9 protein-coding genes are annotated in these 12,297 nt (G+C 61.4%); 4 read left to right on the top strand and 5 right to left on the bottom strand.

Annotated elements, in window-relative coordinates; translation table 11 throughout:
* Positions 1-322: 322 nt before the first annotated feature.
* Positions 323-1,825 (top strand): ATPase domain-containing protein, encoded by a 1,503-nt coding sequence (locus HGO40_RS14760; RefSeq protein ID WP_250963588.1) that lies wholly within the window; start codon positions 323-325, stop codon positions 1,823-1,825.
* Positions 1,822-3,492, top strand: a complete 1,671-nt coding sequence (locus tag HGO40_RS14755; protein ID WP_250963587.1) for a response regulator — start codon at positions 1,822-1,824, stop codon at positions 3,490-3,492. Before HGO40_RS14760 ends, HGO40_RS14755 begins: the two co-directional genes overlap by 4 nt.
* A 205-nt stretch (positions 3,493-3,697) precedes the next feature.
* Here HGO40_RS14755 and HGO40_RS14750 read toward each other — a convergent pair whose 3' ends face one another.
* The 5 genes from HGO40_RS14750 to HGO40_RS14730 are packed head-to-tail and all read right to left on the bottom strand — an operon-like array spanning position 3,698 to position 10,235.
* Positions 3,698-4,075, bottom strand: a complete 378-nt coding sequence (locus HGO40_RS14750) for a response regulator (RefSeq protein ID WP_250963586.1) — start codon at positions 4,073-4,075, stop codon at positions 3,698-3,700.
* Positions 4,068-5,348: a hybrid sensor histidine kinase/response regulator gene (locus HGO40_RS14745; protein ID WP_250963585.1), complete on the bottom strand. Its 1,281-nt coding sequence runs from the start codon at positions 5,346-5,348 to the stop codon at positions 4,068-4,070. Before HGO40_RS14745 ends, HGO40_RS14750 begins: the two co-directional genes overlap by 8 nt.
* A 5-nt stretch (positions 5,349-5,353) precedes the next feature.
* Entirely contained in the window at positions 5,354-5,941 is a 588-nt protein-coding gene (locus HGO40_RS14740; RefSeq protein ID WP_250963584.1) for a chemotaxis protein CheB, read from the bottom strand.
* A complete protein-coding gene (locus HGO40_RS14735; protein ID WP_186709366.1) occupies positions 5,938-6,753 on the bottom strand; it encodes a CheR family methyltransferase in 816 nt (271 codons plus the stop codon). Before HGO40_RS14735 ends, HGO40_RS14740 begins: the two co-directional genes overlap by 4 nt.
* Positions 6,753-10,235, bottom strand: coding sequence for a response regulator (locus HGO40_RS14730; protein WP_250963583.1), 3,483 nt, complete (start codon positions 10,233-10,235; stop codon positions 6,753-6,755). Before HGO40_RS14730 ends, HGO40_RS14735 begins: the two co-directional genes overlap by 1 nt.
* Positions 10,236-10,496: 261 nt before the next feature.
* Between HGO40_RS14730 and HGO40_RS14725 the strand changes: the two genes are divergently transcribed.
* On the top strand, positions 10,497-10,868 hold the full coding sequence (locus HGO40_RS14725; protein ID WP_250963582.1) for a response regulator: 372 nt from the start codon (positions 10,497-10,499) through the stop codon (positions 10,866-10,868).
* A gap of 77 nt (positions 10,869-10,945) precedes the next feature.
* Complete coding sequence (locus HGO40_RS14720; RefSeq protein WP_250963592.1) at positions 10,946-12,238, top strand: glycosyltransferase; 1,293 nt, start codon at positions 10,946-10,948, stop codon at positions 12,236-12,238.
* Positions 12,239-12,297: the final 59 nt, after the last annotated feature.

Genomic DNA, 12,297 nt, shown 5'->3' with positions numbered 1-12,297 from the left:
TGACGCGGAAGCTCGGGAGGACACACGCTCCTGGGCTAGGCTCGTGGCTCCCGCGGGGCTGCGCAGCAGCCCCAAAACAGGGCCGCTTCGCGACCCAGCGGGAGCAAGCTCCCTCGCCACAGGATGACTGCTCGGCTTGATTTTGCTTAGCTGACTGGCATGGGTCTGTAGGCCCTCGTAGCATGCCGAAAGTTGTGCAGTACCCCGCGTTTTGTCGAGATAAGCGGAACCGCCATCACTGCCAAAGGTCAAGTATTCAGGCAGTCGATTTCAGGCGTTACCCCGCCTGCTGCCTACTTCCCTAGTCATGAGAGGGCTATTTTTGTCTACATCTAACGAGTTGATCAGTGCAAAAGCCGCCACCGGCATCGAAGGACTGGACGATATCCTCTCCGGTGGTTTGTCCCGCGGCCATGTGTTCCTGCTCGAAGGGGAACCGGGGACCGGTAAGACCACGGTCGCGCTGCATTTTCTGTTGGCCGGCGCCAAGGCTGGCGAGCGCTCGTTGTACATCACGCTCTCGGAAACCGAGCGTGAACTGCGTCAGGGCGCGGCCTCCCACGGCTGGACCTTGGATGAGAACATTCATATTTTCGAGCTGACCCCGCCCGAAAGCCTGCTCACTGCCGAGCACCAGCAGAGCTTGCTGTACTCCTCGGACCTGGAGCTGGGCGAAGCGACCCGGCAGATTTTCGAAGTGGTCGAACGGGTCAAGCCGACCCGGGTCGTGCTCGACAGCCTGTCGGAGATCCGCCTGCTGGCGCAAAGCTCCCTGCGCTACCGCCGCCAGATCCTGGCGATCAAGCATTACTTCGTGCGCTATGACGCCACCGTCCTGTTGCTCGACGACCTGACCACCGAATCCCTGGACAAGACCGTGCACAGCGTTGCCCACGGCGTGGTGCGCCTGGAAGAACTGACCCCCAACTATGGCGCCGAACGGCGGCGGGTCCGGGTGGTCAAGTATCGCGGGCAGAAATACCGCGGCGGTTTCCATGACTTCACCATCATGGGCGACGGCGTGCATGTGTTCCCGCGCCTGGGGGCCGCCGAACACCGCGGCCAGTACCTGCGCCAACAACTCTCCAGCGGCATCGGCGAAATGGACCTGCTGCTGGGCGGCGGTATCGAAACCGGCTCCAGTACGTTGATCCTGGGCCCGGCGGGGACCGGCAAATCGCTGATCTCCCTGATTTTTGCCGCGGCCGCCGTGCACCGTGGCGAGAAGGCCGCGCTGTTCATCTTCGCCGAGGAGCTGGGCTTGCTGTTCGAGCGCATGAAGAACATCGGCATCGACCTGCGGGCCCTGCAGGAGACCGGCAACCTGCTGATCGAACAGGTGGACGCCGCCGAGCTGTCCCCTGGCGAGTTCTCCCACCGCGTGCGTCGCTGCGTCGATGAAGGCGACATCAAGACCGTGGTCATCGACAGCATCAACGGCTACCAGGCGGCCATGCCGGAAGAGAACGCCCTGGTGCTCCACATGCATGAGCTGTTGCTGTATCTCAACCGCAAGGGCGCGGCAACCTTCATGACTGTCGCCCAGCATGGCCTGGTCGGCGACATGCAGGCCCCGGTGGACATTACTTACCTGGCCGACACGGTGATTCTGTTGCGTTATTTCGAAGCACTGGGCAAGGTTCGCCGGGCGATTTCCATCATCAAGAAACGCACCGGCAGCCACGAATCGACCATCCGTGAATACCGCATCAGCGGCCAAGGCATGACCATTGGCGAACCACTGGAGGCATTCCAGGGTGTCTTGCGCGGGGTTCCCACCTACATGGGCGAGAGCAACCCGCTGCTCAAGGATGAACACCGGTGACGCTGGCCGAGCCCCTGTCCGAGCGGGCGCTGATTCTCGCGCCGCTGGGACGGGACAGCCAGCATGCCCTGATGATCCTCAATGAAGCCGGTTTTGCCGGCCTCATCTGTCGCCACCTGGGTCATTTATGCGAAGAGCTGGAAAGCGGTGCCGGCCTGCTGGTGATCTCGTCGGAGGCCTTGGTCGGGCCTGACCTGGAAACGCTGTTCCTGCAAATCGAGCAGCAGCCCGCCTGGTCCGACCTGCCCATTGTCTTGCTGACCCATCACGGTGGGCCGGAACAGAACCCGGCGGCGCGGATCGGCATGCAGTTGGGCAACGTGACGTTCCTCGAGCGCCCTTTCCACCCCGTTACGCTGATCAGCCTGGTCACCACCGCCCTGCGCGGGCGTCGAAGGCAGTACGAAGCCCGCGATCGCCTGATCGACCTCAGCAACAGCGAACTGCGCCTGCAAACCACCCTCGAAACCCTCGAACAGCAGGTGGAAGAGCGTACCGCCCAGTTGCGCCACAACGAAGAAGCCCTGCGCCAGTCGCAGAAAATGGAAGCGGTCGGCCAGCTCACCGGCGGCATTGCCCACGACTTCAACAACATGCTCACCGGGATCATCGGCAGCCTCGAACTGTTGCGCCGTCGCCTGGCCCGGGGCCGTACCGAGGACCTGGACAGCCTGATCGACCTGGGCGTGACCTCGGCCAACCGCGCCGCCGGCCTGACCCATCGCCTGCTGGCGTTCTCCCGGCGGCAATCGCTGGACTCCAAGGCGGTCCAGATGAATACCCTGGTGCTGTCCATGGGCGAATTGTTGCAGCGCAGCCTCAACGAAAGCATTCGCCTGGACATGCAACTGGACGAACAACTCTGGGTCGCCGAAGCCGATCCCAACCAACTGGAAAGCGCCCTGCTCAACCTGGTGCTCAACGCCAGGGATGCCATGCCCAACGGCGGCAACCTGGTGGTGCAGACTCGCAATCGGCACTTGGATGCCGACTTCACCGAGGCCTACCCCAACCTCGCGTCCGGCGACTATGTGGTGCTGAGTGTGCAGGACACCGGTTGCGGCATGCCCGAAGCGGTGATCAGTCGCGCTTTCGACCCGTTCTTCACCACCAAGCCGATCGGCCAGGGCACCGGGCTGGGCCTGTCGATGATCTATGGCTTCAGCAAGCAATCCCGTGGCCACGTGACCATCGACAGCGAAGTCGACAAAGGCACCACCGTGAACCTCTACCTGCCACGCTTCGTCGGTGAAGAAATCCACGAGCCCCAGGTTGCCACCCAGCACGCGCCGTATGCGCAGGATGGCGAGACCGTGCTGATCGTCGAGGACGATCCGGCGGTGCGGGTGTTGGTGAGCGCGGTATTAAGCGAATTGGGCTATGCCTTTGTGGAAGCGGCCGACGCCAACGGCGCGTTGCCGATCCTCCAGTCAAGCCAGCGCATCGACCTGCTGATCAGCGACGTTGGCCTGCCCGGCATGAATGGTCGGCAACTGGCGGAGATCGGCCGGCAGGTCCGCCCGGACCTGCGGGTGCTGTTCATCACCGGCTACGCCGAGCATGCGGCGGTGCGCGGCGGCTTCCTTGACCCAGGGATGCAGATGATCACCAAGCCGTTCACGTTTGACTTGTTGACGGCGAAGGTGCGGGAGATGATCCAGGTTTGAGGTGATGGGCTCTGTTTGAGCTAGGGCATTGCACACATTGTGGTGAGGGAGCTTGCTCCCGCTGGGGTGCGAAGCAGCCCCCAATAAGGTCGACTCAATGAACCTGAGACATCGAGGTGTCGGGTTTTGGGGGCGCTCCGCACCCCAGCGGGAGCAAGCTCCCTCGCCACAGGGGGGTCGCCTGATCTGCCGGGATGTCTCCTGCCTACGACAACATCAACTGCATGATGCGTTGCAGTTCATCCAGGTCGAACGGCTTTTCCAGGATCGGCGCCTTGCGTGTAATCGGGCTCTCGGTGTCGCGCACTTCCTGCGCGTAGCCACTGATGAAAATCACCTTCAGCTCGGGGCGCAACTTGACTGCGGGTTCGGCAATCTGCACCCCAGAGATACCGCCCGGCAGGCGGAAGTCGGTAATCATCATGTCCAGATGCGGCTTGCTCGCCAGGATCTCGAACGCCTGGGCGCCGCTTTCGGCTTGCAGCACCCGGTATCCCTCGCCCGACAGGTAGGCCGACAGCACCATCAGGATCGACGGGTCATCCTCGACGATCAATACAACATCTTGCGCATCTTCACTCATGAGAAGCCTTTGTTCGATCAATAGCTGCTGATACGACCTTGGGGTCTCTCAGAGGTTGCGTCTGTTCGGCGGTTTTGTCCAAGACAGTTTTCTGCAAGGGCAGGCAAACACGAAACAACGCCCCCTCATTGAGCCGACTGTCCACCGTGATCGTCCCGCCATGGGCCGTGACGATCTGCTCGGAAATGAACAGCCCCAGCCCGAGCCCCGAGGCGGCGGCCTTGGACGATACGCGCGCGAACTGCTGGAAGATACGTTTCTGGTGCTCCTCGCTGATGCCGATGCCGTGGTCCTGGACCTCAATGCAGGCGTGATCGGAGGTCTTGTAGACGCGCACTTCGATCGGCCCCTTGCCGCCGTAGCGCAGCGCATTGGTCAACAGGTTCGAGACCACCTGCTCGATGCGAAACTCGTCCCAAAGCCCCTCCACCGCCGGCTCGACCATGCACGTCAACGAGCACTCGGCCACGGCGCTCTGCGGCTGGAAGTTGCGCAGCAGGTTTTCCACCACTGCCGTCAAATTGACGCGGGGCGGCCGGAGCGACAGCTTGCCGGTTCGAATCCGCGACACATCCAGCATGTCCTCGATCAGCCGGATCAGGCTCTTGATCTGGCGCTCGTCGCGCTCGACCATCGCGCGCACCTTGTCCAGGCTGAAGGCGGCGGCATTGTCCCGGGCCAGGTGCATCTTGCGCAGTTGGGTCTCGAGGATGAGGCCATTGAGGGGCGTGCGCACCTCGTGGGCGACGATGGACATGAAGTCGTCTCGCATGCGCACCGCCTGTTCCAGCTCGCCACGGGTGGCCTCGAGCTGCTGCAACAGGATCTCCTGCTCGCGACGACTCTGTTCCAGGGCCACGACTTGTTCCTTCATGGCCTTTCGTTGGCGATACAGCTCGACGAACACATTGACCTTGCTCTTGACGGCCTGGGTGTCCAGCGGCTTGTGCAGGAAGTCCACCGCGCCGTTTTCATAACCGGTGAAGGCATAGTTGCGCGCACGCCCGGCGGCGCTGACGAAAATGATCGGGATGCTGCGGGTTTTTTCCGTGCCGCGCATCAGCTCGGCCAGCCCGAAACCGTTCATCTCCGGCATCTGCACATCGATGATGGCCAGGGCGAAGTCGTGTTGCAGCAGCAGGGACAGCGCTTCGTCCGCCGACAGGGCCTTGAAGACCTCGCGGTCGTCTCCCCTGATCAACGCTTCCAGGGCCAACAGATTCTCAGGCAGATCGTCGACGATCAGCAGTTTGGCTTGAATATCTCTTGGCATGTGGTTCATTCCAGCCCGGCCAGCAACTGGCCGATGCCTTGCAAAGTAAGGATATGGTCGGGCTCGTGCAGGGCCAGCGCCGCTTCAGGCATGGTCGAGACCTGGGCTTCCACGGGATCCTGGACCACCGTGATCCCGCCCAGGGCCTTGACCCTCGCCAGGCCGCGGGCGCCATCGTCGTTGGCACCGGTCAGCACCACGGCCAGCAACGTCTCGCCGTAGACATCGGCGGCCGATTCGAACAGCACATCGATGGACGGTCGCGAATGGTGTACGGGGGCCTCCAGGCTCAACGACAGGCTGCGGTCGGCCTCGACCGACAAGTGATAGCCGGGCGTGGCGACATACAAGGTGCCCGGGGCGATGTCCTGCTTGTCCCGGGCTTCTTCTACCGGCACCGCCAGACGATGGCCAAACACAGAGGCCAACTGGCTGTCACGCTCATCCGGCAAATGCAACACCACCAGGACGGGCACGGCAAAACCTTTGCGCAGGTGTCCGAACACCCTGAGCAATGCTTCGACACCGCCGGCCGAAGCGCCGACGACAATGGCTTCGATGGGTGGCCTGGATCTGTCCTTCGTCTGGTTCATAACTTGCGATAGATCCGTTCCTGTTTGACCAACGGCTCGAATCGATGGCCGTAAGCCGAAAAATCCAATGTTTCCTTACTGCCCAACACCAGGAAACCACGGTGACAGAGGGACTCATGGAACAGTCCAAACGCACGATCTTGCAATTTTTTATTGAAATATATCAATACATTGCGGCATGAAATTAATTGAGTTTCTGAGAAAACGCTGTCAGTCGCCAGGCTGTGATCGGCAAAGGTCACGTTCTCGCACAGGGTTTTGTCGAACATCGCATAATCGTAGGCGGCGGTGTAGTAATCGGCAAATGACCGCCGTCCTCCGGCGTTCTGGTAGTTCTGGGTATAAGTGCGCACGCTGTCCAGGGAGAAAATGCCCTGCTTGGCTTTTTCCAGCGAGCGCGGGTTGATGTCGGTGGCGTAGATGAACGTGCGGTCCAGCAGGCCTTCTTCGCGCAGCAGGATCGCCATGGAGTAGACCTCCTCCCCCGTGCTGCAACCGGCGATCCAGATCTTGATCGAAGGGTAGGTCCTGAGCAGCGGCACGATTTCCTCGCGGATCGCCAGGAAATGCGAGGGGTCGCGAAACATCTCGCTGACAGGGATCGTCAGCAGTTGCAACAACTGCATGAAGGCGCCCGGGTCATGCAATACGCGCTCCTGCAAGGCTGAAATGGTCTTGCATTCGAACTGGCTCAGCGCATGGTGGACCCGGCGCTTGATGGAAGCGCCGGAATAATCGCGAAAATCGTAGCTGTACTTGAGGTAGATCGCTTCGATCAACAAACGCAATTCAATGTCAGTGTCACGGTCCACTAAATTCTTTCCATATTCGGCAACCACACGCGAATCAGCGAGAACAGACGATCCAGATCGATCGGCTTGGCCAGGTAGTCGTTGGAACCCGCCGCCAGGCAGCGCTCCTGATCATCCTTCATGGCCTTGGCCGTCACGGCGATGATGGGCAGCTTGCGCCAGCGCGGGTCCTTGCGGATCAGCGCGGTGGCTTCGAAACCATCCATTTCCGGCATCATCACATCCATCAGCACCAGGTCGATGTCGTCGAACTCATTCAGGCGATCGATCGCCTCCAAACCATTGCGGCCGATGACCACGATCGCTCCTTTCGCCTCCAGCGCGCTGGTCAGGGCAAAGATGTTGCGCACATCGTCATCCACCAGCAGCACCTTGCGGCCTTCGAACACCTTGTCGCGGCTGCGGGCGGTCTTGAGCATCCGCTGCCGTTCATGGGACAACCGGGATTCGACTTTGTGCAGAAAGAGTGTCACTTCGTCCAGCAAGCGCTCTGGCGAACGGGCGCCCTTGATGATGATCGAGCGGGAATACTTGCGCAGTTCGGCTTCTTCATCCCGGGTCAGGTTGCGCCCGGTGTAGACGATCACCGGCGGGAACGAACAGATGTCTTCGCTGGACATGCGCTTGAGCAGGTCGTTGCCGAGCATGTCCGGCAACTTGAGGTCGATGATCATGCAGTCGTAGACATTGGTCCGTAGCAGGTCCAGGGCTTGCTGGGCCAGGCCAACGGCGGTGATCTCGATGTCATCGTCGCCGATCAGGCGAGTGATGCTGTCGCGTTGCAGGTCATCGTCCTCCACCAGCAGCACCCGCTTGACCTTCTGGGTCAGCTTGGCCTCCAGGCGGGCGAACACGTCCTTGAGTTCTTCGCGGGTGGTCGGCTTGACGGCATAACCGATGGCGCCCATGTGCATGGCGGCTTCGACCCGGTCTTCGACGGAAATCACGTGCACCGGGATGTGCCGGGTTTGGGCCTGCTCCTTGAGCCGCTGCAGCACCGTCAGCCCGGAATGGTCCGGCAGGCGCATGTCCAGCAGGATCGCGTCGGGGGCCAGTTGCAACGCCAGGTCGAAGCCTTCGTCGGCACCGTGGGCCACCAGGCACTGGTAACCGAGTTCATGGGCCAGGTCGAACAGGATCCGGGCAAACTTGGGCTCGTCCTCGATCACCAGGATGCAGCGGGTTTCGAACGGTGCCTTGTCGCGGTCGTCGGCGAATCGGGCAATCGGCGTGTCCACCTCGGCGATCAGCGGCGCGGGTGCGGCCTTGGGTGCAACGGGCGCTGGCGCGGTGGCCGTCGGGGTGAAGGTCATCGGCTCCAGCGGCGTGTCCCCGGGCTCGACGTAACGTTCCGGCAATACCAGGGTAAAGACGCTGCCCTGCCCCGGCTCGCTGGAAACCGAGATCGAGCCGCCCAGCAGCGTGGCCAGGTCCCGGGAAATCGACAAGCCCAGGCCCGTGCCGCCGTAGCGACGGTTGGTGGTGCCATCGGCCTGGCGGAACGCTTCGAAGATGCTTTGCTGCTGGTCGGCGGCGATCCCGATTCCAGAGTCGCGCACCATGAATGCAATGCCCGAGCCCGGCTGACCGGCCACGGACAGGCTGACAGCGCCTTGCTCGGTGAACTTCACAGCGTTGGACAGCAGGTTCTTGATCACCTGTTCCAAGCGCTGGCGGTCGGTGTAGAGCATCGCCGGCGCATCAGGCTGCACGTGCACCTCGAAACTCAGGCCCTTGTCAGCCGCCAACGGCTCGAACATATCCCGCAACCCATCCACCAGACGCTGCACGCTGGTGTTTTCCGGGCGCACTTCCAGTTTTCCGGCCTCGACCTTGGAGATGTCGAGAATGTCGTTGATCAGGTTCAGCAGGTCGTTGCCGGCGGAGTAGATCGACTCGGCAAACTTGACCTGCTCTTCGCTGAGGTTTTGTTGCGGATTCTCCGCCAGCAGCTTGGACAGGATCAGCGAGCTGTTGAGCGGCGTGCGCAGCTCGTGGGACATGTTGGCCAGGAATTCGGATTTATACTTGCTCGAACGCTGCAGCTCTTCGGCGCGCTCCTGCAATTGGATCTGGGCCAGGTTCAGCTCGCTGTTCTTCTGGTCCATGGCGTCGCGTTGCTCGGCCAATTGCTCATTGGTCTGCTCCAGCTCCTGTTGCTGGGCTTCCAGGTGGGCCTGGGATTCCTTGAGGATGCGCGACTGTTCTTCCAGCTCTTCATTGGCGGTCTTGAGTTCTTCCTGCTGGACTTGCAGTTCCTCGTTCAACTGCTGGGTTTCGGCCAGCACTTCCTGCAAGCGTTGACGATAACGGGCGGCCTCGATGGAGGTGCCGATATTGCCGGCGATCAGCTCCAGCAGCTCGACGTCTCGCTCGGTCAATGGCCGCAGGAACCCCAGTTCGACGACACCGTTGATCCGGTCATCGTCACTTGTCGGCACCACCAACACACTGTTGGGCAGGCCCTGTCCCAAGCCGGAGCTGACTTTCAGGTAGTCGTGCGGCACGTCGTCCAGGCGGATGAGGCGCCCCTGCTGCACGGCCTGGCCCGCGATGCCTTCACCGGCGACGATCACCTGCTGCTGTTCTTCATCCTCCCGGGACAGGCCGTAGGCGGCGACGCGCCGGAGGACACCGTTCTCTTCCCGCACATAAAGTGCCGCGACAGCGACGTCCAGGTATTTCGCGCAGAACTGCAGGATGTTGCGACCCAGCAGGTTCAGCGACAGTTGTCCCAGGACTTGCTCGGCCAGTTGCGTCTGGCCATTACGCAGCCAGGCTTGCTTCTCCAGGTGTAAAGCGCTGCGCTGCTGGACTTTCAGGCTGGCGCTGTAGCTCTCGGACAGGTTCAACAGGTCCCGGCGACCGACGTAGGCCAGCAATCCGCTGACCGCCGCGACAAACAACAGGTAAAGGGCAATGCTCCAGACGGTCGTGGTGCGCACATCCAGGTTACGCGCCGCACGCAACTGCTGCTCGGTCTCGACGACCTCTTCGAAGGACTGACGAATTTCGTCAGTCAGACGCTTACCGCGCCCGGCCTTCACCGCGCCCCGGTAATCGCCGCTGCTGCGCTGCAGGTCGATCATGCCCTGGGCGTAATTGGACCACTCGGTCTGGAGTGCCTGGATCTTGTGCAGGCGGTCGACCTGGACGGGGTTGTCGGCTGTCAATTCCAGCAAAGTGTCCAGCGCCACGGCGATCCGTGGCTTGGCCACTTCGTAGGGGTCGAGGAAATGCTCGTCGCCACTCAACAGGTAGCCGCGCATGCCGGTTTCCAGGTCCACGCTCAGCTTGAGCGCTTCGTTGGCGTTATTGATCACCCTGTCGGTGTGGCCGACCCATTGGATCACCGACAGCAGGTACGTGATAAGGATGATGAAAAACACCGCGCTGAGCGCGCCCATGCCCAGCGGCAGGCTGATATTGCGGCTCAGGAGTTTGCGAAAACTTTGTTCGTCAACCGAAGACGAAGGAGTCATGGAAAAGGGCCTTGGTGGACAGTTGAAAACCGTGGAGTTTGCCCGAAAAACCGCGCTTGGATCCACATTTTCTGACGAGTCAAAGGCGCAGATCCCGCGACGGCCTGCCTTGTAGCAAGGAAGCGACTATCCTTGTCAGCTCTTGTACTATAGATCCTTTCTTGTACAACCCAGGGAACTTGTGCTGCCTTGGCACTTACTCATGAATGAGGCCGTTTCTTTTCATACTCCCTCCCCTTTCCATCTTTCGAGAATGTATCTATGTCCACCGCCAATGCCGCCACCCAGTCCACCATCCTGGTAGTCGAAGATGACGACATCGTGCGGATGTTGATCGTCGATGTGCTGGAGGAATTGGAGTATCGGGTGCTGGAAGCGGACGGTTGCGAGCAGGCGCTGGCGTTTTTGAACGACGACCAACAGGACATCGCCCTGATAATGACCGACGTCGGCCTGCCGGTAATGGACGGACGGGAACTGGCCAAGCAGGCTCGACTCGTTCGGCCGCAACTGCCGGTGCTGTTTGCCAGCGGTTATGCCGAAAGCATCGATGTACCTGAAGGCATGTCGGTAATTGGCAAGCCCTTCTCCATCGATCAGTTGCGGGACAAGGTCAAACGCATTCTTTCTTGAGCCGGAACGCATTCTTGGTCACTATCGGCGCCCCGCGCGCCGATGGCGTCTGATTCGCACCAAGGAACTCCCCGCTCCTGCACCACCCCACCGCCACCAAGGTCCTGGTTATCGGCTATGTCTGGCCCGAGCCTCGCTCATCGGCTGCCAGTGGGCACGTCATGCAGATCCTCGACACCTTCCTTGGCGAAGGCTGGGACAGCACCTTCAGCAGCCCGGCCGGCCCCGGCGAGCAGCGTGCCGACCTGGTCGCGCTGGGCATCCGCGAAGTGCCCATCGAACTCAATAACAGCAGCTTCGACGCGTTCATTCAGGAACTTGCGCCCGACAGCGTGCTGTTCGACCAGTTCATGATGGAAGAACAGTTCGGCTGGCGGGTCGAGAAGCACTGCCCCGGTGCCCTGCGGGTGCTGGAGACCTCCGATCTGCAAAGCCTGCGCCACGCCCGGCATCAGCGCCTGAAGGAGCGCCTGAAGCGCGATGACGCGAGCGAAAATTTCAGCGACCTCTTCGCCCCGGCCCTGGACGAGGAATTCCAACGAATGGCCGATACCGACCTGGCCAAGCGGGAAATCGCCGCCCTGTACCGCTGCGACCTCAACCTGATGGTGTCCGAGGTTGAAATCGAACTGTTGGTGGAACACTTCAAGCTGCCCCGCAACCTGCTGCATTGGTGCCCGTTGATGCTGGAACTGCCCAGCCAACCGTTTGTGCCGTTCGAGGAGCGGGCGCATTTCCTCAGCATCGGCAACTTCCGCCACGCGCCGAACTGGGACGCCGTGCTCTGGATGAAAAACGCCATCTGGCCGCTGATCCGCCAACACCTCCCCGGCGCGCAACTGCACCTGTACGGCGCCTATACCCCGCCGAAGGCCGCCGCGCTGCACAACCCGGCCCAAGGCTTTCACATCATGAACTGGGCCGAAGACGCCTTGCAGGTCATGTCGGCCGCACGCATCTGCCTGGCACCATTACGTTTCGGCGCGGGTATCAAAGGCAAGCTGATCGACGCCATGCTCTGCGGCACCCCCAACGTCACCACGCCCGTGGGGGCCGAAGCCATGCACGGCGACCTGCCCTGGCCCGGGGCGATTGCCCAGAGTGCCGAAGCCATCGCCCGCGAAGCCGTGCAGTTGTACAGCGACCCGGAGCGCTGGGCTCAGGCTCGGGACGCAGGCCTGTCGCTGTTGGCGAGCCGCTACCGGCGACAGGTCCATGGGCCAGCGCTGATCGACAGCCTCAACGCTTGCCGGGCGAACCTGGCGCAACGACGCCGGGACAATTTCACCGGCAGCATGCTGCGTCACCACCAGCACAAAAGCACCCAATACATGTCCCAGTGGATCGAAGAAAAAAACCGCAACGGTTAGACACCAGGGTGGCACCTGCCTGGCGAAGGGGGCATTATTCAGCGGCGATAATAATAAAA

Origin of the sequence: Pseudomonas sp. CG7, assembly GCF_023701885.1 — a bacterium.
In the GTDB taxonomy this organism is placed as follows: Bacteria; Pseudomonadota; Gammaproteobacteria; order Pseudomonadales; family Pseudomonadaceae; genus Aquipseudomonas; species Aquipseudomonas zanjanensis.
This window is presented reverse-complemented; position numbering and strand designations above follow the sequence as displayed.

What these genes read in the sequence shown, in the direction of transcription:
- HGO40_RS14750 (WP_250963586.1), bottom strand. Translation starts at nt 4,075, where the DNA reads ATGAGTGAAGATGCGCAAGATGTTGTATTGATCGTCGAGGATGACCCG.
- HGO40_RS14745 (WP_250963585.1), bottom strand. Translation starts at nt 5,348, where the DNA reads ATGCCAAGAGATATTCAAGCCAAACTGCTGATCGTCGACGATCTGCCT.
- HGO40_RS14740 (WP_250963584.1), bottom strand. Translation starts at nt 5,941, where the DNA reads ATGAACCAGACGAAGGACAGATCCAGGCCACCCATCGAAGCCATTGTC.
- HGO40_RS14730 (WP_250963583.1), bottom strand. Translation starts at nt 10,235, where the DNA reads ATGACTCCTTCGTCTTCGGTTGACGAACAAAGTTTTCGCAAACTCCTG.
- HGO40_RS14725 (WP_250963582.1), top strand. Translation starts at nt 10,497, where the DNA reads ATGTCCACCGCCAATGCCGCCACCCAGTCCACCATCCTGGTAGTCGAA.